Source organism: Skermanella stibiiresistens SB22, assembly GCF_000576635.1.
In the GTDB taxonomy this organism is placed as follows: Bacteria; Pseudomonadota; Alphaproteobacteria; order Azospirillales; family Azospirillaceae; genus Skermanella; species Skermanella stibiiresistens.
The window spans coordinates 188307-209611 of the sequence record NZ_AVFL01000002.1 but is presented as its reverse complement, the minus strand read 5'-3'; the positions used below and the strand labels follow the sequence as shown (position 1 = coordinate 209611).

Genomic DNA, 21305 nt, shown 5'->3' with positions numbered 1-21305 from the left:
GGCCGGGTGCAAGGTGCTTCATGCTCTGCACTTGTCTAAACTGCCTCTGCTGATCAGATATGCACGAAGGATCGCCGAGATACCGTCACTTACCTGCTTGAACTTTGACCCTGTATTTTCCGTAAAGGCCACAAGCACAGCGGCCTGGCCGCACTTGGTCAATGGCGCCCCGAATGTGCGGAGTTCCAAAACGAAATCATCGACACTATCGCTCTTTCAGGCCTCAGAAATCGACATGAAGGTCCTGTAAAAAATGGGCTAAGAGCACCTATCAGGAATCCGATCACCAACACCAAATATTTGCCTCTGAAACATTGAAATATGTATTGATCAATACTCATAGCGTACCTGCTACAATCATATCGGGCATCATCTAAATCTTCGATTTATTCCTTTTTAAGCAGGTTATATTAGTTTCTCTTCGACGGATGAGCCCTGCTTTCGACAACATCAAAGCGCTCTCCTTTACCGTCGGATGCATCAAAATACATTATTAGCTTACTTCGAGCCCAACTCGCGGCTAAAGAGCGCACCCCTATTTCTGGTGTCAACTTAGATGCTAGGGTAGTTTGAGATTTTTTGACATGATAGGTGCATCGTGAAAGCATATCCTTCATTTTTATCATCGTTCGACGATTTCGACGCTCATATATGTGAGTATTTTTCAAAACTGAGTAATGTGGAAAAAGGTTCTCGTTTCGCGAAGTTCGCTGCCAATTTGATCCCTTTCGTTGACGAACTTCGAGAGTTTGGGGAGGTGAGGGTGTCTCCAAAAAAATCCCATGATGGCGGTATTGATGTGGAAAGTGACCTTTTGGATGATGGACGCCGCTTATGCGCTCAATCCAAACTCAGCATCACCACAAAAGAAGAAATAGATACAATAATTAGTAAATTCGAAGCCTATGAAATTAATTTATCAAAGCCACCATCTCAGGGTCAACTGTTTGCAGGAGATCAAAAGAAGCCACACTCAACATTCGTAATAATAGTCTCCGCAAGAATTGACGGTATTATGCGTCGTTATCTGCAATGCTCGATGTCTTCTCGGAAATTTTATGATAAACTTGTTAAATCTGGGAGAATTTTTATCATCGATGGGCCTCGAATTCATCAGATATTACAAACGGCTTACGGCAAGACGTTCAGCCTGCCGAGCCAAATCTGCTTATCCTCCACAAATCAGTGGATCCAGTGTGGCTCTGTTTGGCTCGGATATCTGCCGGCACAGGAGTTGATAGACATATACAAGAAACACGGGGATGCACTCTTCTTCGAGAATATCCGAGATTATCTTGGAAGAACAAGCGGAAAAGTTGCACCTGATCAACCGACGGTAAATGAAGATATTTCGGAAACCATCAAGAACCAACCTACAAAATTTCTAGAACGGAATAATGGTATTACTTTTAAAGCAGGTGAAGTAAAACCACAGAATGATAGGGAGTTGATATTGAAGGAGGCGTCCATTGTTAATGGTTGCCAGACAACAATGTCTTTAGTTGAGGCAAAGGATTCGATAGGTGAGTGCGTTGTTCAAGTTAAAATTATTGAAAGCAGTGACGCATGGGATGTTGCCAAATCAGCAAACTACCAAAACACTGTCGACAAAATTGAGCTGGACTTAGCGAAATTTCTTAGACCGCAGCTTGTCCGTATGTATGCCAGTGGCGCTGGAGTAGATCTTGAAGATGCACAAGCTACAACAGCTATAGCTCTACTCGGCGGTTTTTATGATGGTAAAATCCGGTATGAAGAAATCCGTTATCTATACATTGGAATCATGAGCAACAGTCCCAATAACGTTGGAGATCAGCTTTATACCAAACTTCGGTCTGACTTGATATGTGGGTTTGCCGATAATTTAGCCGATCAGAAATTGCTGATGCAGACCTTGTTCAAGACTGTTACTGCTACAAGAAGAGCTGTCGAGCGATGCGAGGACCTTTTTGGACAGGAAGAATACATGAATCCCTTCCTGCGTGTTTTTCATGATAGAAAGCCCAAATATAGGATTTTCTTAGCCATTCTTTCTCTTTGCGCACACCTTCGGATTGATATCAGTGCTAGATCCGATGATCCGTCGAAAGAATTTGAAAGGATGCGATGCTTTGTTCAAGGTGCTCAAGACTTGTTAGATCAGAATGAGACTGGGTTTATTCGCACTTATGCTCGCGCTCTCAATCAATTTGCAAACGAAGCTAGATCAAATACGGGCGGTGACGACGCCAAAATAAAGCAATATTTATCGAATTTGTTAAAACGTGGCTTTAAGAGTCTTTACTCTACATTAATCATGTCGATTGATACGGAGTCGAGATTGCATCAAATATAATGCATCAGCCGATCCACTTTGGTGGAGCTTGTTACGGTGCGACCAGATGGCGGATCAAGCGTCCCGATATTCACCAAGTGTTTTCGTGTGATGACAGCTGAAGCATTCGCCAACGCAGGCTCGTTCAGCCATGGCAAGCATCCCAATGCGCTCGGCGTCGCGGGCATCGGTCACGGCCACCTTCGCGGTCCGCTCAACCAACTGAGCCGGAAGACCTACCATGATGAGATCGTTTACCTTAACGTCAGTATTCCAGCGAACGTTATCGGGGATGGTGATCATCAACATCAAGACAAGATTTTGACTCGTTCGCAGATCACAAGGCTTGCCACCGCTGGTGAATATATCGAGCTATTTGGCGGAAAGGTATCTTGCCTCATCCCACAATTCAAAGTCAGTAGGTAGGGTAGAGCGAAGCGGCACCCGACCTAAGGCTACGGTTATGTCACTCAAGTGGTTGATTTGATGCCATATTTCCGGAGCTTGTTGGCGACCATGGTGTGGGAGGTCTTGAGGCGGCCGGCTAGTTTGCGGCTGGAGGGGAAGCGGGGGAAGAGGCGGTTGAGCAGGCCGCGTTCGAAGTCGGCGACGGCGGCGTCCCAGGAGTCGGCGATGCCGTCGCCCAGGCCATCGCCGGTGGCGTCCGGGTTGGGTTCCACGGCGACGCTGGAGGTGGCGATCTCCAGGTCGGGGGCGTCCAGCCAGGGGCCGTCGATCATCGTCACGGCGCGGAAGATCACGCTTTCCAACTGCCGGACGTTGCCGCGCCACGGGTTGGTCAGCAGGGCGCCGGCGGCGGCCGCGGTCAGGCGGCAGGGCCGGCGTTGCGCCTGGGCGCAGGCGCGGAGGATGAAGTGGCGGGCCAGCAGCAGGATGTCGTCGTCGCGCTCCCGCAGCGCCGGGACTTGCAAGGCCAGCACGTTGAGGCGGTAGAATAGGTCCTCGCGGAAGGCGCCCTCGGCGACCATCCGGTCGAGCTTGCGGTGGGTGGCGCTGATGATGCGGACGTTGACCCGCATCTCCTGCTCGCCGCCGACACGGCGGAAACTGCCGTCGTTGAGGAAGCGCAGCAGCTTCGCTTGGAGATAGGGCGACATCTCGCCGACCTCGTCCAGGAACACGGTGCCCTGATCCGCCAGTTCCAGCAGGCCGGGCTTGCCGCCACGCTGGGCTCCCGTGAACGAGCCGGGGGCGTAGCCGAACAGTTCGCTCTCGGCCAGGTTCTCGGGCAGCGCCGCGCAGTTGAGGGCGAGGAAGGTCTTGCCCATTCTGCCGCTGGCGCGGTGGCAGGCGTGGGCGATCAGCTCCTTGCCGGTGCCCGTCTCGCCCATGATCAGCAAGGCGGCGTCAACGGGGGCTAGGCGGGCGGCTCGCGCCTTGAGGGCGCGCATGGCGGGCGAGTCGCCGATGATGGCGTCGAAGCCGCCCTCGTCGAAGTTCCGCAGCGCTTGCAGGCGCTCGCCCAAGCGGCTGGGGGCGTGGAGCGTCAGGACGCCGCCCGCCACTTGGGAGGGCTCTGCCGTGGGGGAGTCGGCGATCGGCCGCACGTCCAATTGGAACGGCTGGCCGCGCAGCATGACCTCGCGGGCCGGGACCTGGAAGCCGGCGGCGATCATCTCGCGCGGGAACCCCTCGTCGTCGATCAGCTCGGCCAGCCGCTTGCCGACCAACGCGGTCCCGCCCACGATGTCGTCGGCGGCGGCGTTGCTGAGGATCACGAGGCCGCCGGCATCGACCGCCAAGACCGGGTCGGGCATGGCGGCCAGCACGGCGGCGAGGTGGAGCCGGCGGCGCGTGCCGGGCAGCATGTCCACCGCCGTGACGTCCCCTACCCCGCCGACCTCCAGCAGGGCGGCGCGCAGGCCGGCCAGGGCCGCGCTGGCAAGCTGGGGCGCGTCGATGAAGATGTGCGGCGGATCGACCTCCACCGCGACGACGTTCAGCCGGCGGGTGGCGAGCACGGCGAGCACTTCATGGGCGATGCCGACGCGGTCGGTGAAGGTGATGTCGATGCGCAAGCCGCAGGTTCCGTATTGTTTCGCTTACAGCGTAACGATTCGTGTACGAATGCGCCAGGGGCTTGTTGTGGCTGGTGATTTCACGGTGGCGAGGGTGGAAGGTGGCACACGTGTAAACGATCGTGTACGGAGATTTTGCCACAGGCTTGGGCGCGCGGCAGCAAGCGCGCGCGTTTCGACGCTTGGCATGCGGATTGCTGATCAACAACACCATGGAATACGGAGAAGGACGGCATGCTGGACATCCGTGAAGTCAGCGCTGGCGCGCTGCTGACGATCGACCTCGACGCGGTTCGCGCGAACTACCGCCTGCTGCGCGAGCGGCTGGGTGGTGGCGCCGCATGCGCAGGGGTGGTCAAGGCCGACGCCTATGGGCTGGGTGCCTCCAGGGTGGCGCCGGCTCTGGTGGCGGAGGGCTGCCGGCACTTCTTCGTCGCCCATCTGGACGAGGCGATCACGCTTCGGCCCCATATTCCCGCGGACGCCGAGCTGTTCGTGCTCCATGGCGTCAATCCCGGTGTCGATTCCGACTGCGTGGCGCATGGGATCACGCCGGTGCTCAACAGTCTGGAGCAGATCGACGCCTGGACCAGCCTCGCCCGCTCGCTCAACCGGACGCTGGCCGCCGTGGTTCAGGTCGATACCGGCATGTCGCGGCTGGGCCTGTCGCCGCGCGAGATGGCGATGCTGGCGGGCGACCGGAGCCGCCTGTACGGCGTCGATATCCGCTTCGTGATGAGCCATCTGGCCTGCGCGGAGCGGCAAGATCATCCGATGAACGCCGAGCAGTTGGAGCGGTTCGAGATCGCTCGGGAGCTGTTTCCCGGCGTGCCGGGCTGCTTCGCCAATTCGTCCGGGATCTTTCTGGGGCGGGAATATCACTTCGATCTGGTTCGGCCGGGGGCGGCGCTTTATGGCGTGGTGCCGGTCGTGGGTGCCGCGAACCCGATGAGGCCGGTCGTGCGGCTCCAGGCGCGGGTGATCCAGGTGCGCGAGGTCGAGGGCGGGACGCGGGTCGGTTATGGCGCCAGCTGGGTGGCGCCGGGCCGCTGCCGGATCGCCACCGTCTCCGCCGGATACGCCGACGGACTCATTCGCAGCCTGGGCAATCGCGGGGCGGCGTGGCGGGGCGGCACCAAGCTGCCGATCGCGGGCGTGGTGTCGATGGACACGATCACGCTGGACGTGACGGATCTGGGCGACCGGCCGCTGGAGCCCGGCGCGCTGGTCGACCTGATCGGCGAGCACAACCCGGTCGATGTCGTGGCCGAGGCGGCCGGGACGATCGGCTACGAGATCCTGACCAGCCTCGGCGGGCGCTATCACCGGCATTACATCGGCGGCTGACGCCGCTTGCGAAAACCCTAGTTAGGAGATGATCCCGTGAAGGTACTGGTTCTCGGCAGCGGCGTCATCGGAGTCACCTCGGCCTATTTCCTCGCGAAGGCCGGCCATGAGGTCACGGTCATCGACCGTCAGCCCGCTGCTGGGCTGGAGACCAGCTATGGCAACGCCGGCGAGGTCTCGCCGGGATATTCGTCGCCGTGGGCGGGACCTGGGCTGCCGTTCAAGGCGATCAAGTGGCTGTTCATGAAGAACAGGCCACTGGTGATCTGGCCGCAGATGGATCCCGCGCAGTGGATGTGGGGGCTGGCGCTGCTGCGGAACTGCACGGCGGAGCGGTACGAGATCAACAAGGCGCGGATGGTCCGCATCGCGGAGTACAGCCGCGACACGCTGCGCGACCTGCGGACCGAGGCTGGCATCCAGTATGACGAGCGCAGCCAGGGCACGCTCCAACTGTTCCGCAAGCAGGAGCAGATGGACGGCACTGGCGCCGACATCGCGATCCTGAAGCGGTTCGGCGTGCCGTTCGAGGTGCTGGACCGTGACGGCTGCGTGGCGGCGGAACCCGCCTTGGGGCATGTCCGAGAGAAGTTCGTCGGCGGGCTGCGGCTGACCGGCGACGAGACCGGCGACTGCTTCAAGTTCACCCAGGCGCTGGCGGTGCTGGCCAAGGATCTCGGCGTCGTGTTCCGCCAGGGCGTCAAGATCGAACGGATCGCCAGCGACGGGCGGCGGATCACCGGTGTCGTCACCGATGCCGGGGAGCTGACGGCCGACCGCTATGTGGTGGCTCTGGGCAGCTACTCGCCGCTGCTGCTGAAGCCGCTGGGCATCCGCATCCCCGTCTATCCGATCAAGGGCTATTCGCTGACCGTGCCGATCACCGACGCGTCGGGCGCCCCGGAATCGACGGTGATGGATGAGACCTACAAGGTGGCCGTGACCCGGCTGGGCGACCGCATCCGCGTTGGCGGGACGGCGGAACTGGCGGGCTACGACTTGTCGCTGCGGCCGGCGCGGCGGGGACCGCTGGACCATGTGGTGACCGATTTGTTCCCGCGCGGCGGCGACGTTTCCCGCGCCGAGTACTGGACGGGGCTGCGGCCGATGACTCCGGACGGGCCGCCGATCATCGGCGCCACCTCCCTGCCGAACCTGTACCTGAACACCGGCCACGGCACGCTGGGCTGGACCATGGCGGCGGGCTCCGGCCGGGTGCTGGCCGACATGGTGTCGGGGCGCGTGGCCGATATCGACCTGGAGGGCATGACGATCGAGCGTTATGGCTCGGCGGCGGGCGGCGGTGCCGTGACGGCGAAGGGGGCGCACGCCTGACGCGGTGATCACGCCTTCGGTATAGGTTGCCCGGGATAGACATTATCCCGCATGCGTACGTGCCGCGAACCCGCTATACCACGCGGACGTGTATGCATGAACCGATATGCGGAAGGGAAGACCATGGCCGGCTTCAAGGATCATTTCTCGGGACACGCGGCGCTTTACGCCGATAGCCGCCCTAGCTACCCACCGGCCCTCGCGCGCGCGCTGGCCGAACTGGCGCCCTCGACGGCGTTGGCGCTGGAATGCGGTTGTGGATCGGGGCAATTGAGTACGGTGCTGGGCGACGTGTTCGACCGGGTCGAGGCGACCGACGCCAGCGCCGAACAGGTCGGGCAAGCCAAGCCCCACCCGCATGTGACGTATCGGGTGGCGCCGGCAGAAAAAAGCGGGCTGCCCGACGGGAGTTGCGATCTGGTCGTGGCGGCGCAGGCGGCGCATTGGTTCGACCTGCCGGCCTATTGGGTCGAGGTCGCCCGCGTGCTGAAGCCCGGCGGGCTGACGGCGCTGGTCGGCTACGCGCCACCGCGGGTGAACCCGGCGCTGGACGTCCTCATGGACGCATTCTACCACGAGGGCATCGGCCGCTTCTGGCCGCCGGAACGGCTGATCGTCGACAACGCCTACAAGGGCGTCGACTTCCCGTTCCGCGAGGTCGAGGCTCCCCGTCACGACCTGACCGCCGACTGGAACCGCCACCGCTATCTCGGCTATGTCGCCAGCTGGTCGGCCGTCAAGCTGGCGGAGAAACAGGGGTTGAACCCCCTGCCCGCCTTCGCCGACGCGGTCGCCGCCGACTGGCATGACGCGGAGGAGGTCCGGCCGATCCGCTGGCCGGTGCTGATGCGGATCGGCTACTCGGATTAGATATGCGAATGATGCTGGCGGAGTAGGAGCCGTAGGTCGGGTAGAGCGTAGCGGCACCCGACACCAACTCGCCTGCTTGTCGGGTGCCGCTACGCTCTACCCGACCTACGATTGTAAACGGTTTTCCTTGGGCTCAGCGTTTCTTCCGGCGTCGGAGCTGGTCGAAGAAGACGATCGCGATGATCAGGAAGCCGGTGATGATCCGCTGCCAGAACGGGTTGACGTTCAGCAGGTTGGCGCCGTTGTTGATGGTCGTCAGCAGCATCGAGCCAAGCAGCGGCCCGGTGATGCTGCCGACCGCGCCGAACAGGCTGGTGCCGCCGATCACCGACGAGGCGATCGACTGTAGCTCCCAGCCCTCGCCCGTGGTGGCGACGCCGATCGCGATGCGGCTGGCGGTCAGCACGCCGGCCAGACAGGCCAGCGTGGCGGACAGGATGTAGGCTAGGTAGATGGTGCGGGCGATGTGGACACCGCTGAGGCGGGCCGCCTCGGCGTTGCTGCCGACCGCGTAGATGTAGCGGCCCCAGCGGCTGTGGTGCAGCAGCACGTAGCTGGGGATCGCCACCAGGATGACGATCCAGAACAGCGACGGGATGCCCAGCAGCGACAGCCGGGAGAAGCCGGTGAAGTCGGGCGGGAAGCCGCTGATGGTGGCGCCGTTGGTCATCAGCAGGCCGATGCCGCGGAAGGCGGTCAGCGTCGCCAGCGTCATGATGAAGGGCGGCAGGCCCAGCTTGAGGATGCCGAAGGCGTGGAAGCCGCCGATCACGGGGCCCAGGCACAGCGTCAGGAACACCGCCGCCCAGATCGGCACGTCGGCCTTGAGCAGCAGCGCCACCACCGTGCTCGACAAGCCGACCACGGCGCCGACCGACAAATCGATGCCGCCGGTGATGATGACGAAGGTCTGGCCGATCGCGATGATCGCCCATAGCGACGCTTGGCGCAGCAGGTTGACGATGTTGTTGGCCGTCATGAAGCTTTCGGTGGTGGCGCTCAGCACCGCCCACATCAGCAGAAGCAGCCCCAGCAGTGTCAGGTTCAGCAGGAAGCCGAAGCGGAGTCCGCGGCGGGGCTTGGCGGCGATGGCGAGGTCAGCCATGGTCTTCACCCATTCTTGTCAGGTCCCGATGGCCTCGGCCAGGATGGTTTCGTGATCGACCCGCTTGTGCGGGAAACTGGCGGTCAGCCGGCCCTTGCGGAAGACGTGCAGCGTGTCGCCCAGGTCGTAGACCTCCGGCAGGTAGGAGGAGATCAGGATGATCCCGGCGCCGGCGCGGAGCAGCACCGCCATCAGCTTGTAGATCTCGGCCTTGGTGCCGACATCGACGCCGACCGTCGGCTCGTCGAAGATGAAGAGGTCGGCGCCGTGGTTCAGCCACTTGCCGATCACGATCTTCTGCTGGTTGCCGCCGGATAGGGTCAGCGCGTCGACCCCGCGCGACGCGGCGACGATCCGCAGGTCGCGCATCTGCTTGTCGGAGCGGCCGCGCTCCTCGCCCGGCTGGATCAGGCCGGCGACGCTGATCTTGTGGAAGACCGGCAGGTTGAGGTTGAATCCTACCGGCAGGTTGAGGCAGAGGCCCTGGTCGCGGCGGCTTTCCGGTAGCAGGACGATGCCGCTCTCGATGGCGTCGGCCTCTCGGCGGAACTCGACCGGCTTGCCGCGCAGTTTGACATCGCCGGCCGTCTTGTGGGTGCGGCCGAACAGGCACTGGACGAACTCGCTCCGCCCGGCGCCGATCAGGCCATAGAGCCCGACGATCTCGCCGCGCCTGACCTTGAGCGAGACGTCCTGGAAGCCGGGGCCGCTGAGGCCGGTGACCTCGAGCAGCGTCTCGCCCAGCGGGATGACCTCCTTGTGGTGGATCTCGTCCAGCGGGCGGTTGACCATCTCGCGGATCAGGTCGCGCTCGTTGGTCTCGGCCACCACATGGGTCCCGATCAGCTGGCCGTCGCGCAGCACCGAGACGCGGTCGGCGATCTGGAAGATCTCCTCCATCCGGTGGCTGATGTAGATGATCGTGACGCCCTCGCCGTGCAGCCGCCGGATCAGCGCGAACAGCTGATCCGTCTCCGCCCGGGTCAGGTAGCCGGTCGGCTCGTCGAACACCAGGAAGCGGGTGCCCCGGCTGGCGGCTCGGGCGGTGGCGACCAGCTGCTGCTGGCCAATCGTCAGGTCACTGAGCATGGCCGCGGCGGGCAGGTGGAAGCCCAGCCCGTCCAGGATCTCCTGCGCCCGCCGGTTCATCTCCCGCTTGCGGAGCAGGCCGAACCGGGTGTCCTCGTCGCCCAGGAAGATGTTGGCCGCGACCGTCAGGTGCGGGCACAGCACGACCTCCTGGTGGACCGCGTTGATGCCGAGCGCCAGGGCATCCTGCGGACCGGAGAACTCGACCTCCCGCCCCTGCCACAGGATCGAGCCGGAGGTCTTGAGGTGGACCCCCGTCAGCAGCTTGATCAGCGTCGATTTGCCGGCGCCGTTCTCGCCGACGATGGCGTGGACCTCGCCGGGCATGAAGCTGAGGCTGACCGCCTTCAGCGCGTGGGTGCCGGCGAAGCGCTTGTCGAGCTTGCGGAGTTCGAGCGTGGCGACGCCGGCGGGGAACGCCGGCGCCTCCCTGAGCGCCGCGGTCATCATTTGACCTTCGGGTTCAACAGCTCCTGCGACCGCTTCTCGTTCATGTTGGCCTTGGTGATGACGTTGACGCCGGTGTCGACATCGGCTGGCACGGCCTCGCCCTTGGAGGCGGCCAGGGCGGTCTTGATGCCGTCATAACCCATGCGGTACGGGTCCTGGACGACCAGGGCGGCGATGACGCCCTCGCTGAGGAAGCTGACCAGACGCTCGTCGTTGTCGAAGCCGATCAGCTTGATCTTGTCGCCCAGGTTGTTCTCGGCGATGGCCTGGCCGGCGCCCTGGGCCATGATCAGATTGCTGGCGAAGACGCCGCGCAGGTTGGGGCTGGCGGTGATCAGGTCGGTCATGATGTTGAGGCCGGTGGTCGGCTGACCGTCGGCGACGCGGTCGGCGACCAGCTTCAGCTTGGGATACTTGGCCGCCAGCTGCTCCTTGAAGCCCTGCGCCCGCTGGTCGAGCGAGCCGACGCCCGGAAGCGAGGTGATCAGAGCGATGTCACCCTCCGCGGCGCCATACTTCTGGGCGATCGCGGCGGCGATGGCGTCGGCGGCGGCGCGGCCACCCTGGACGTTGTCGGTGGTCAGGAACGAGGTGAACGACTTGCTGTCGGCGGCGCTGTCGATGCCGATGATCTTGACCTGACGCGCCGACTCGGTGATCGCCGGCCCGAGGGCCGCGAACTGGGTCGGGGAGATCACGACGGCGGCCGGATTGCTGGAGACGGCGTTCTCCAGGATGCCGATCTGGCCGTTGATGTCGGCCTCCGACTGCGCTCCCAGCTCCTGGACGGTGACGCCGAGGTCCTTGCCGGCCTGCCGGGCTCCGGCCAGGACGATCTGCCAATAGAACGACGTGGTGTCCTTGACGATGATGGGAATCGTCGGCTTTTGGGCCTGCGCGGGGCTGTGGGTGAAGGCGAGCGCCAAGGCCAGACCCGTGGCGGCCAGTAGTTTCTTCATGTGCTTCCTCCCTGTGGATGCCGGCCCCGAGTGCTTGATTGTGCTTGCGACTCTTTGAGGCCTTGGGCGCCGTTTCGTGACGTGCGTTCTAGTTTGTTCGAACGCCAATCAAACACCCGTCACCGGCCTTCCGTCAAGATCCCCATGCGGCGGGTTGACGCACTTCTCACTCGACCGGGAGCCCCAGGAAGCCCCCGGACTGGCGCTCCCACAGACGGGCGTAGAGGCCGCCGCGCCGGACCAGTTCGGCGTGGCTGCCCTGTTCGATGACGCGGCCGCCATCCATCACGACCAGACGATCCAGCGCCGCTATGGTGGACAGGCGGTGGGCGATGGCGATCACGGTCTTGCCGGCCATCAGATGCGTCAGCTGGTCCTGGATGGCGGCCTCGACCTCGGAATCGAGGGCCGAGGTCGCCTCGTCCAGCACCAGGATCGGGGCGTCCTTCAGGATGACGCGGGCGATGGCGATCCGCTGGCGCTGGCCGCCCGACAGCTTGACGCCGCGCTCGCCGACCAGGACATCGTAGCCGCCGCGGCCCCGCTGATCGGAAAGGCCGTCGATGAAATGGTCGGCCTCCGCCAGACGCGCCGCGCGGACCATGTCGTCGCCGGTGGCATCCGGCCTGCCATAGCGGATGTTGTCGGCGATCGAGCGGTGGAGCAGGCCGGTATCCTGGCTGACGACGCCGATCTGGGCCCGCAGGCTCGACTGGGTCACCTGGGAGATGTCCATGCCGTCGATCAGGATGCGGCCGCCCTCCAAGTCGTGGAAGCGCAGCAGCAGATTGACCAGCGTCGATTTGCCGGCACCCGAGCGGCCGACCAGCCCGACCTTCTCGCCCGGCCTGATATCCAGCGACAGGTCGTCGATCACGCCGCCCGCCTTGCCGTAGTGGAAGCGGATGGCGTCGAACCGGATGGCGCCGCGGCTGACCACGAGATCGGGCGCGTTCGGCCGGTCGGTCACGGAATGGGGCCGCGCGATGGTCTCGATCCCGTTCTCGATCGTGCCGATGTTCTCGAACAGGGTCGTGACGGTGCGGAGGATCCAGCCCGACATCTGGGTCAGCCGGATGATCAGGCCGGTCGCCACCGCGATCGAGCCGGTCGAGATCGATCCCGCCAGCCACAGGTGGATCGCCAACGCGGTCATGGCGAACAGCAGCAGGCTGTTGATCACGGTCAAGGCCACCGTCATGTCGAAGATGGCGCGCATCACCACGCGGTAGGCCGCGAGCTGGCGGACCAGCCCACTTCGGACGAATTCGTCCTCGCGCTCGGCGTGGGCGAACAGCTTGACCGACAGGATGTTGGTGTAGCTGTCGACCACCCTGCCCGTCAGCGCCGAGGTCGCCTCGGACAACGTCTCCGACTTGCGGCGGACCGGCGGGACCATGATCCAGATGACGGCGGCGTAGGCGGCGATCCAACCCAGCACCGGCAGCAGCAGGCGCCAGTCCAATGCCGCGAACAGGGCCACGGCGCCGATCAGGAAGGTGATCAGGAACCACACGCCGTCGATCACGTTGACGACGGCCTCGCGTAGCGCCGGGCCAGTCTGCATCACCTTCTGCGCCACCCGGCCGGCGAAGTCGTTCTGGAAGAAGGTCAGGCTCTGCCGCAGCACCCAGCGGTAGTTCCGCCAGCGGACCTGACTGGTCAGCGCCGGGATCAGGGTCAGGTTGATCAGCCCGCGCGATCCCAGCACCAGCAGCGGCCGAAGCACGATCGCCACCGCCACCATGCCGGCAAGGGCCCAGCCGTGCGTCGCGAGGAATTCCTCGCGCGGTGTCGCCGCCATCCAGTCGACCAGCCAGCCGGTGAAGGCGTAGAGCGCCAGCTCCGAGAACGACGCCAAGCCGGACACAACCAGCGTGACGATCAGCAACCCCCGGATCGGCTTGAGGAAATAGCCGATGAATGCGCCGGGTCGTCGGGGAGGCTGAACCACCTCGGCGGGAGCGAGGGCGTCGAGCAGGTTTTCAAAGAAGGCGTGCATTGATGACTCGGCTGGCCTTTGGACTGGCGCTGAACAAGATTGAATTTTCCACGATAAAGAGGTATGTCTAATACTGAGGTGACGCCATGATCAGTTCCGTCAACACCAGCACCAGTTCGTATTCGGCGCTTCGGGGGCTCAACTCCGCCGACAGCGCCGTTCACACGTCGCAGAAGCGGATCGCCAGCGGCCGGAAGGTCGCCGACGCCTATGACGACGGGGCCGCCTTCAGCGTGGCGGAAGGCTTGCGGGGCGACGCCGCCGTGCTGGGTGCCGCGAACGAGCGGCTAGCCGTCGGCAAGGGCATGATCGATGTCGCGGTGAAGGCCGGACAGTTCATCTCATCATCCCTCCAGGATGTCAAAGCGACGTTGATCAAGCTCTCGGATCCGTCGCTCAGCGCCCAAGACCGCGCCAACTATCAGGACCAGTACAAGAGCCAAGTCGGCGACATCGGCGCCTTCGTCAAGGATGCCAAGTACAATGGCGTCAACCTGTTGGAACAGGGCGCCTCCGATCAGAAGATCGTATCCAATGGCAGCGGCGGATCGGTCACAGTCAAGGCGCAGGATCTGCAAACCTCGCTGGTCGACGCCCTGACCAACGCTGATGTGTCGTCGGCCAGTTCGGCCGCCGCCCTGATCCAGCCGGGCGGCACCGTCGCGACGGCGCAGGACAGTCTGGGAACCGCCCTGAACTCGCTGGCCGCCAGCGCGAAGAGCGTCGATAACTCGATCAAGTCCAACAACTCGATCGTTGACGCCACCACCACGGGAATCGGCGAGATCACCGACGCCGACCTGACCAAGGAGGCGGCGGCGCTCCAGGCGGCCCAGGTCAAGCAGCAATTGGCGGGACAGGCCCTATCGATCTCCAACCAGTCGTCGAAGTCGCTATTGGGCCTGTTCCAGTAGGAACTACCGGTCCGGTAGCGGGATGAACTCCTGGTCGTCGGGGACTTGGCCGAAGAGGCCGGCTTTCCAGTCGGCCTTGGCTTGCTCGATCCTGTCCTTGGAACTGGACACGAAGTTCCACCAGATGTGGCGCGGGCCATCCATCGCGGCGCCGCCGAGCAGCATCAGCCGAGCCGGTTCCAGGGCGTTGATGGTGATCTCGTCACCCGGACGGAACACCAGAAGCTGGCCGGGCTCGAAGATGTCGCCGGCGATCTCGATCCGTCCCTCGGCCACATAGACGGCACGCTCCTCCTGGTCGGACGGCAGGGGAATACCAACGCCGGCCTGCAAGGCCACGTCGGCGTAGAAGGTTTCGGTCGCGGTCGCGACGGGCGATACGGCGCCGTACATCGACCCCGCGATGACGCGGACCCACTTGCCCTCGCCCTCGATCACCGGCAGTTCGTGAACGGGATAGTGGACGAAGGCGGGATCGGTTTCCTCCAAGTGATGCGGCAGCGCCACCCAGGACTGGATGCCGTAGAGGTTCGAGCCGGTCGCCCGAAGCTCGGGACCGGTCCGCTCCGAATGGGAGATGCCGCGACCAGCCGTCATCCAGTTGATGGCGCCGGGCTGGATCGTCTTGATGGTGCCCAAGCTGTCCCGGTGCAGGATCTCGCCCTGGAACAGGTAGGTCACGGTCGAGAGCCCGATATGCGGATGGGGCCTGACATCCAGTCCCTTGCCGGTCAGGAACTCTCCCGGCCCCATCTGGTCCAGGAAGACGAACGGCCCAACCATGCGACGCTTGACCGAGGGCAAGGCGCGGCGAACCTCGAAGCCACCGATATCGCCGGTGCGGGCCACGACAAGGGTATCCAGTTCCACCGCGATCCTCCTCGAACTGATTTCTTCGGGTATGTTCTCCTGAACGATACACCAGCCGACGCCAAAGGGTTTGTCGGAATGCGCCAAAATAAGGAAACCGCCATGGCCGCCGCACCGACGATCTGGACCATCGGATACGAACGGGCGTCATCCGACGCCCTGCTGTCGTCGCTCAAGCAGGCCGGCGTCAAGGTGCTGATGGATGTCCGCGACCTGCCGCTCTCGCGGCGCGCCGGCTTTTCCAAGAGCACCCTGCGAGCCTCGCTGGAGGCGACCGGCATCGAGTACCTGCACCTGAAGGGGCTGGGCACGCCGAAGGAGGGCAGGATCGCCGCCAAGCGGCGCGACTACGATCTATTCTGGCAAATCGTCGATGAGCGCATGGCGACTCCGGAGGCCGAGTTCGACCTGCTGCGCGCCGCCGAGGTCGCGCGGGAGCGTCCCAGCGCCCTGCTCTGCTTCGAGGCGGACCCGGCGGTCTGCCACCGCCAGCGCGTCGCCGACGCCCTGGCGGACCGGTTCGGCTTTCGGATCGAGCACATCCACCCTACCGCGGTGGTGTGAGGCGCGGGGGTAGGGATGACCGCGCGCCAAGCGCGGCATTGGCCAGACAGTCGGCCAGCAGGTGGAACTGGCTGGAACGCTGATCGCTGGTCCGCCAGATCAACGCGATCGTCCGCCCAGGCGGATCGGGCCTGAACGGGCGGTAGACGATCAGCCCGCCCAGTGTATCCCCCTCGCCCGCCGCCAGCGCCGGCATCAGCGTGTGGCCGGCTCCGGCGGCGACCATGTGGCGGAGCGTCTCCAGGCTGGTGGCGTGACGCGCGCGCGGCGCCACCGATCCCCCCGCGCCGCAGAGCGCCAGGGCCTGATCCCGCAGGCAGTGCCCCTCCTCCAGCAGCATCAGGCCCTCGACCGGCAGGTCGGCGATCGTGACCGCCGGGGATGATGCCAAGCGGTGGCCGGCGGGATGGGCCAGCAGGAAGGGCTCGAAGAACAGCGGCTCGGCGGTCAGGGTGCGGTCGGTGATCGGCAGGGCCGCCAGCACCACGTCGATGCGGCCATCGCGGAGGCTGGCCAGAAGCTCCTCGGTCTTGCCCTCGCCCAGGATCAGGTCGAGCTTGGGGAACTGGTCGCGGAGCGGCCTCAGCACATGGGGGAAAAGGTAGGGTCCAAGCGTTTGGATGGCGCTGAGGCAGAGCCGGCCGGTCAGCGGTTCGTTGAGATCGCGCGCCAATTCCACCAGCTGACGCGCCTCAGTCAGGACGCGGCGCGCTTGGCTCACCAGCGCGTCGCCGCGCGGGGTCATCAGCACCTTCTTGCCGGCGCGTTCGAACACGGGCGTTCCCAGCAATTCCTCCAGCTTGCGGATCTGGCCGCTGAGCGCTGGTTGGCTGACGCCGCACTGGTTCGCAGCATGACCGAAATGGCGGAGTTCGGCGACGGCGACGAGGTATTCCAAGTCACGCAGGGATAGACCGGCGAGGCTCAAGACAGGCTCCCAATTCGATAGGCGATGCTTATCGATACAATCCAAACCATCGATTGGTCATATCACGCCGTTGCGGGCATCGTGAAGCCCAGAGGAGACCACGACCAATGACCGGCCCCAGCCAATGACCAGACTACGCAAGAGCCTTCGCCAGTTGATCGATCAGGTCACCCGTCACGGCGGGCGGCTCGAATTACAGGGTGGCGGCTTGCGCGTCCAAGGCGATTTGCCAGCCGACCTGCTCCTGAAAGTCCACCGCCACCGTCGCCGCATCGCCAGCGCCATCCGCTGACCCGGCTTCGGTCCCCTTGATTAGTGATTTACCGGAGGATTCGAGTTCATGAGCACGCTCACCACCACATTCGGCATTCCCGTCGGCGACAACCAGAACTCCCTCACCGCCGGCCCACGCGGCCCGGTGCTGATGCAGGATTTTCACCTGATCGAGAAGCTGGCCCATTTCAACCGCGAGCGGATTCCCGAGCGGGTCGTCCACGCCAAGGGCGCCGGCGCCTATGGCGTCTTCCGGGTGACGCGCGACGTGTCGGCTTGGACCAAGGCGGCGTTCCTCAACCGGATCGGCAAGGAGACGGAGGTCTTCCTGCGCTTCTCCACCGTCGGCGGCGAGAAGGGTTCCGCCGACGCCGAGCGCGATCCGCGCGGCTTCGCTCTGAAGTTCTACACCGAGGAAGGCAATTACGATCTGGTCGGCAACAACACGCCGGTCTTCTTCGTCCGCGACCCGATGAAGTTCCCGGACTTCATCCACACGCAGAAGCGCGATCCGCTGACCAACCTGAAGAGCCCGACCATGGTGTGGGACTTCTTCTCGCTGTCGCCGGAGACGCTGCATCAGTTGACTATCCTGTTCAGCGACCGCGGCACGCCGCGGGGATATCGCCACATGGACGGTTTCGGCAGCCACACCTTCTCGTGGATCAACGAGCAGGGCGAGCGGTTCTGGATCAAGTATCACTTCAAGACCAACCAGGGCATCCAAAACTTCACCGGTGATCAAGCGGTCCAGATGGCGGGCGTCGATCCCGACCACGCGACCCGCGACCTGTTCGGCTCGATCATGGACGGCGAATTCCCAAGCTGGCGCGTCTATGTCCAGATCATGCCGGAAGCCGAGGCCGACGCCTATGGCTTCGATCCGTTCGACCTGACCAAGGTGTGGCGCCACAAGGACTATCCGCTGATCGAGATCGGTCATCTGGAACTGAACCGCAACCCGGAGAACTTCTTCGCCGAGGTCGAGCAGGCGGCGTTCAGCCCGGCCAATGTGGTTCCCGGCATCGGCTTCAGCCCGGACAAGATGCTCCAGGGCCGGTTGTTCGCCTATGCCGACGCCCATCGCTACCGCCTGGGCGGCAACTACGGCCTGCTGCCGGTCAATCGGCCGCACGCCGCTCCCGTCCACAGCTATCAGCGGGATGGAGCGATGCGGTTCGATGGCAATGGCGGCGGGACGCCGAACTACCAGCCCAACAGCTTCGGGGGTCCGGTGGATGACGGCCGCTTCGCCGAACCCGCCCTGGCGATCCACGGCGACGCCGCCCGTTACAACCACAGGATCGGCAACGACGACCACACCCAAGCCGGCGACCTGTTCCGCCTGATGGACGACGACGCCCGAGAGCGGCTGATGGACAACATCGCGGGCTCGCTAGGCCAAGCTCCGGTGGCGATCCAGCGGCGTCAGCTGGGCCACTTCGAGAAGGCCGATCCCGCCTACGCGGCGGGAGTGGCGAAGCGGCTGACGGTCGAGCCGGTCGCCGTCGCCGCCGAGTGAGGATGGCAGGGGGATGGGCGCCACGCCCATCCCCCGCTTCCGATCAGAACAGGCTGGCGAGGTCGGTGTGGGCGTCGACACCGACCAGCGTGACCGATTGTTCGCCATGCTGGAGCACCATGTCGCCGGCGCTGGTCTGTGCCACCTTGATGTCGGCCAACGAGACCGAGGCATCAAATTTGACGATGTCCTGACCGACCTGGAAGTCCCGGATCAGGTCGTCACCGTGGTTCTTCGTGAAGATGAAGGTGTCCTTTCCGACGCTGGCCGTCAGGATGTTGTCGAGCGCGTTGTCGGTGACCGCGGCACCCGCCGATGTCTTGATCACCAGGTTCTCGACGTTGTCGGAGAGGGTGAAGGATTTGTCCCACAGCAGGATGGTGTCGATCCCCTCACCCGCTTTCTCGACCACGTTGTCGAACTTCGATCCGACGACATAGGTGTCGTCGCCCTTGCCGCCGATCATGGTGTCGTGTCCGGCACCCCCGTCGATGTGGTCGTTGCCGGCCGATCCCTTGAGGGTGTCGGCGCCATTGCCGCCCTTGAACGCCTTGGTGGTGGCACCGCCGTCCTTCCAGTCACCCTGGGCGCCGACCACGGAAATCGCGGGCTTCGCCGACACCGGCAGGTTTGAGATGACACTCGCGAGGCTGGTGGTCGCCGCGACGCCGGTAAGCGTGATCGAATCGGCACCGTCCAGGATGATCAGGTCGCCGGCCGCGGTCTGCGCCACCTTGATCGCCGAGGCCGCCACGGAACCGTCGAGTTGGATGGTGTCCTGACCGACTTGGAAGTTCCTGATCAGGTCATCGCCATGCCCGGCCGTGAAGACGAAGGTGTCCTTGCCGGCACCGGCGGTCAGCATGTTGTCCATGCCATTGTCGATAACGGTGGCGCCCGCCGATGTCTTGATGATCAGGTTCTCGACATTGGCTGGGATCGTGTAGCTCTTGTCCCACAGCAGGATCGTGTCGATCCCCTCGCCCGGTTTCTCGATTACGACATCGAACCTCGATCCGACCACATAGGTGTCGTCGCCCTTGCCACCCTGCATGGTGTCGGCGCCGGCGCCACCGTCGATGTGGTCGTTGCCGGCGGTTCCCTTGAGGGTATCGGCGCCCGAACCACCCTTGAACACCTTGGTGGTCGAGCCGCTCTCGGTCCAGTCACCCAGCAGACCCTTGATCGGGATGCCTGAGGTGGGTGGCGTGACCACGGGAGTGGTCGAGGCGGGGGGCGTGACCGGCTTGGTCACGGTCTCGACCAGGGCCGAGGGACCAACGGAGTTCGGATCGAACGATCCCGTGGTGGTATTGCCGGAATTTCCACTGACCGAATTCGGCTTCGAGGTCAGCCAAGACGTTTTCGAAACGATGTTGTCGGTGATTTGGATGCCCTGGGAAACATAGCCCAGATTGTCCGTGCTGACGTTGACGACCGACTGCTTGCCGGCATTCGACAGACTGTTGCCGGTGATCTGGCTGTTGATCGCGCCATAGACGTTGACCGCGTGCTTGGAGGCGTCGACCACCAGGTTGCCTTCGACCAGGACGTTCTTCGCCTCGTATTTGAGGCCGCTGGGGAAGGTCGATCCCTGCCCGCTGCTGAAGCCGCCGACCAATATCCCATCCGGAACGTCGTGGACGTAATTGTCGAGGATCTTGACGTTCTCGGAACCGGCCTTGACGACGATGCCGGAAAGGCCGCGCACGTCATGGACCTCGTTGTTGGCGATGACGCTGTTCCGGATATAGACGTTGTCGATGCCTTCCTGGGTCTTGATGTCGTGGACCTTGTTGCCGACGATCGCGAAGTTGACGCTTTGCGCGGTCTTGATGCCGTCAATCGACTGACCGTGAATGATGTTGTCCTGGATGACGATATTGGTCGTCATTTTGGTCAGGTCCCGCCCGCTCTGGGTCAGCTTGATGCCCTCGGTTCCGCCGACCAGCTCGAAGCCCTTGATGACGAGATTGTTCTCGCCATAGCCGACGATGACCGGCTTTGTGTCGCTGGCCGCCACGATCTTGGCGGAACCCTTGCCATCGGCCGAGACGATCCAAACCGGGTTGTCGGAGGTGCCGCCGTGCTTGTTGAGCTCTACGTTCTCCTTGTAGGTGCCCGACTTGACCATGACGGCCGTTCCCGGCTTCGCGGCGTTGACCGCGGCCTGGATCGTCTTGAAGGGTGACGATTCCGTGCCGGAGTTCTTGTCGCTGCCGTTTGGCGAAACCCAAATCATCTTGGTGGGTGTGGCGTCGTAAAAGGAAACGACGTCCTTAGCCAGCGCCGAGATGGCGACGGGATTGTAAGTCATGGTTCTGTCCTTGGCGATTTTCTATCACCATAATTGACTCTAGTTATTGATAAGTATTTAACGCCATCTGCTTGAATGTTTACGACGGTTAACCATCGTTATGGCCGTATAATAAATTCTATTGCTTGTACTGTTTGCTTTGATTTTCGTTCTTAAAAATAATCATTAACTTTGAAGGGCTGCGGAGCGCTCGGATGAGCGCTAATGGTCGCTTTCGCCATCCCGGTGCCCTACCGGGGCTTGATGGCATCCGCTCCAGCTCAAGAGTGACCTACACGCTTCGCAGGCTTCATCAGTTCTTTTTTCGTCATGAACGAACTTGATCCGCGCATCTTGGGACGCGGGACGGCATGTCAATTTTAATGTAGAGCCCCGGTTTTATTTGCAAATCTCCCGAGGAAAGATAC

General features: G+C 63.0%; 17 protein-coding genes. 9 read left to right on the top strand and 8 right to left on the bottom strand.

The features are described 5' to 3' along the window. The first annotated feature begins 598 nt into the window (after window positions 1-598). Both N825_RS37700 and N825_RS38670 read left to right on the top strand, forming a co-directional pair. Window positions 599-2335 carry an AIPR family protein gene (locus N825_RS37700; protein WP_157618955.1) on the top strand — a complete coding sequence of 579 codons (1737 nt, stop codon included), beginning with the start codon at window positions 599-601 and terminating at the stop codon, window positions 2333-2335. A 90-nt stretch (window positions 2336-2425) separates the two neighbouring features. Beyond that, window positions 2426-2740 (top strand): hypothetical protein, encoded by a 315-nt coding sequence (locus tag N825_RS38670; RefSeq protein ID WP_157618954.1) that lies wholly within the window; start codon window positions 2426-2428, stop codon window positions 2738-2740. Between the two features lie 44 nt (window positions 2741-2784). Here the strand turns inward: N825_RS38670 and N825_RS03590 are convergent, their stop codons facing one another. Continuing rightward, window positions 2785-4353, bottom strand: a complete 1569-nt coding sequence (locus N825_RS03590) for a sigma 54-interacting transcriptional regulator (protein WP_037447070.1) — start codon at window positions 4351-4353, stop codon at window positions 2785-2787. Window positions 4354-4587: 234 nt separating this feature from the next. Between N825_RS03590 and alr the strand changes: the two genes are divergently transcribed. From alr to N825_RS03575, 3 genes are all read left to right on the top strand, one after another. Then, entirely contained in the window at window positions 4588-5700 is a 1113-nt protein-coding gene (alr, locus tag N825_RS03585; RefSeq protein ID WP_037447068.1) for an alanine racemase, read from the top strand. 36 nt (window positions 5701-5736) lie between these two features. Next, a complete protein-coding gene (locus N825_RS03580) occupies window positions 5737-7035 on the top strand; it encodes a D-amino acid dehydrogenase (RefSeq protein ID WP_051511489.1) in 1299 nt (432 codons plus the stop codon). Window positions 7036-7158: 123 nt separating this feature from the next. Then, window positions 7159-7905 carry a class I SAM-dependent methyltransferase gene (locus tag N825_RS03575; RefSeq protein WP_037447066.1) on the top strand — a complete coding sequence of 249 codons (747 nt, stop codon included), beginning with the start codon at window positions 7159-7161 and terminating at the stop codon, window positions 7903-7905. Between the two features lie 133 nt (window positions 7906-8038). Here N825_RS03575 and N825_RS03570 read toward each other — a convergent pair whose 3' ends face one another. The 4 genes from N825_RS03570 to N825_RS03555 all read right to left on the bottom strand — a co-directional run bounded on the left by N825_RS03570 (window position 8039) and on the right by N825_RS03555 (window position 13510). Further along, window positions 8039-9010, bottom strand: coding sequence for an ABC transporter permease (locus N825_RS03570; RefSeq protein ID WP_037447739.1), 972 nt, complete (start codon window positions 9008-9010; stop codon window positions 8039-8041). Window positions 9011-9028: 18 nt separating this feature from the next. Next, entirely contained in the window at window positions 9029-10549 is a 1521-nt protein-coding gene (locus N825_RS03565) for a sugar ABC transporter ATP-binding protein (RefSeq protein ID WP_037447064.1), read from the bottom strand. Further along, on the bottom strand, window positions 10546-11508 hold the full coding sequence (locus N825_RS03560) for an ABC transporter substrate-binding protein (protein ID WP_051511488.1): 963 nt from the start codon (window positions 11506-11508) through the stop codon (window positions 10546-10548). Before N825_RS03560 ends, N825_RS03565 begins: the two co-directional genes overlap by 4 nt. A gap of 166 nt (window positions 11509-11674) precedes the next feature. Further along, window positions 11675-13510 carry an ABC transporter ATP-binding protein gene (locus N825_RS03555; RefSeq protein WP_037447062.1) on the bottom strand — a complete coding sequence of 612 codons (1836 nt, stop codon included), beginning with the start codon at window positions 13508-13510 and terminating at the stop codon, window positions 11675-11677. Between the two features lie 86 nt (window positions 13511-13596). On the opposite strand from N825_RS03555, the gene N825_RS03550 reads away from it, so the two are divergent. Further along, window positions 13597-14424, top strand: a complete 828-nt coding sequence (locus tag N825_RS03550; protein ID WP_037447060.1) for a flagellin — start codon at window positions 13597-13599, stop codon at window positions 14422-14424. Between the two features lie 3 nt (window positions 14425-14427). On the opposite strand, the gene N825_RS03545 is transcribed toward N825_RS03550, so the two are convergent. Next, a complete protein-coding gene (locus tag N825_RS03545) occupies window positions 14428-15294 on the bottom strand; it encodes a pirin family protein (RefSeq protein WP_245612999.1) in 867 nt (288 codons plus the stop codon). A gap of 102 nt (window positions 15295-15396) precedes the next feature. Here N825_RS03545 and N825_RS03540 point away from each other — a divergent pair, with 102 nt between their 5' ends. Further along, window positions 15397-15858, top strand: a complete 462-nt coding sequence (locus N825_RS03540; protein ID WP_037447731.1) for a DUF488 domain-containing protein — start codon at window positions 15397-15399, stop codon at window positions 15856-15858. Here N825_RS03540 and N825_RS03535 read toward each other — a convergent pair. After that, window positions 15842-16786, bottom strand: a complete 945-nt coding sequence (locus N825_RS03535; protein ID WP_051511487.1) for a LysR substrate-binding domain-containing protein — start codon at window positions 16784-16786, stop codon at window positions 15842-15844. The genes N825_RS03540 and N825_RS03535 overlap by 17 nt on opposite strands. A gap of 124 nt (window positions 16787-16910) precedes the next feature. Between N825_RS03535 and N825_RS38665 the strand changes: the two genes are divergently transcribed. Beyond that, the gene (locus N825_RS38665; protein WP_157618953.1) at window positions 16911-17078 is read left to right on the top strand and encodes a hypothetical protein; all 168 of its coding nucleotides are present in this window, start codon (window positions 16911-16913) and stop codon (window positions 17076-17078) included. A 48-nt stretch (window positions 17079-17126) separates the two neighbouring features. Then, window positions 17127-18581, top strand: coding sequence for a catalase (locus N825_RS03530; protein ID WP_037447058.1), 1455 nt, complete (start codon window positions 17127-17129; stop codon window positions 18579-18581). Between the two features lie 43 nt (window positions 18582-18624). Here N825_RS03530 and N825_RS40730 read toward each other — a convergent pair whose 3' ends face one another. Next, on the bottom strand, window positions 18625-20898 hold the full coding sequence (locus N825_RS40730; RefSeq protein ID WP_037447056.1) for a right-handed parallel beta-helix repeat-containing protein: 2274 nt from the start codon (window positions 20896-20898) through the stop codon (window positions 18625-18627). Between the last annotated feature and the right edge of the window lie 407 nt (window positions 20899-21305).

What these genes read in the sequence shown, in the direction of transcription:
- N825_RS38670 (WP_157618954.1), top strand. Translation starts at nt 2,426, where the DNA reads ATGACAGCTGAAGCATTCGCCAACGCAGGCTCGTTCAGCCATGGCAAG.
- alr (WP_037447068.1), top strand. Translation starts at nt 4,588, where the DNA reads ATGCTGGACATCCGTGAAGTCAGCGCTGGCGCGCTGCTGACGATCGAC.
- N825_RS03575 (WP_037447066.1), top strand. Translation starts at nt 7,159, where the DNA reads ATGGCCGGCTTCAAGGATCATTTCTCGGGACACGCGGCGCTTTACGCC.
- N825_RS03570 (WP_037447739.1), bottom strand. Translation starts at nt 9,010, where the DNA reads ATGGCTGACCTCGCCATCGCCGCCAAGCCCCGCCGCGGACTCCGCTTC.
- N825_RS03565 (WP_037447064.1), bottom strand. Translation starts at nt 10,549, where the DNA reads ATGATGACCGCGGCGCTCAGGGAGGCGCCGGCGTTCCCCGCCGGCGTC.
- N825_RS03560 (WP_051511488.1), bottom strand. Translation starts at nt 11,508, where the DNA reads ATGAAGAAACTACTGGCCGCCACGGGTCTGGCCTTGGCGCTCGCCTTC.
- N825_RS03555 (WP_037447062.1), bottom strand. Translation starts at nt 13,510, where the DNA reads ATGCACGCCTTCTTTGAAAACCTGCTCGACGCCCTCGCTCCCGCCGAG.
- N825_RS03550 (WP_037447060.1), top strand. Translation starts at nt 13,597, where the DNA reads ATGATCAGTTCCGTCAACACCAGCACCAGTTCGTATTCGGCGCTTCGG.
- N825_RS03540 (WP_037447731.1), top strand. Translation starts at nt 15,397, where the DNA reads ATGGCCGCCGCACCGACGATCTGGACCATCGGATACGAACGGGCGTCA.
- N825_RS38665 (WP_157618953.1), top strand. Translation starts at nt 16,911, where the DNA reads ATGACCAGACTACGCAAGAGCCTTCGCCAGTTGATCGATCAGGTCACC.
- N825_RS03530 (WP_037447058.1), top strand. Translation starts at nt 17,127, where the DNA reads ATGAGCACGCTCACCACCACATTCGGCATTCCCGTCGGCGACAACCAG.
- N825_RS40730 (WP_037447056.1), bottom strand. Translation starts at nt 20,898, where the DNA reads ATGACTTACAATCCCGTCGCCATCTCGGCGCTGGCTAAGGACGTCGTT.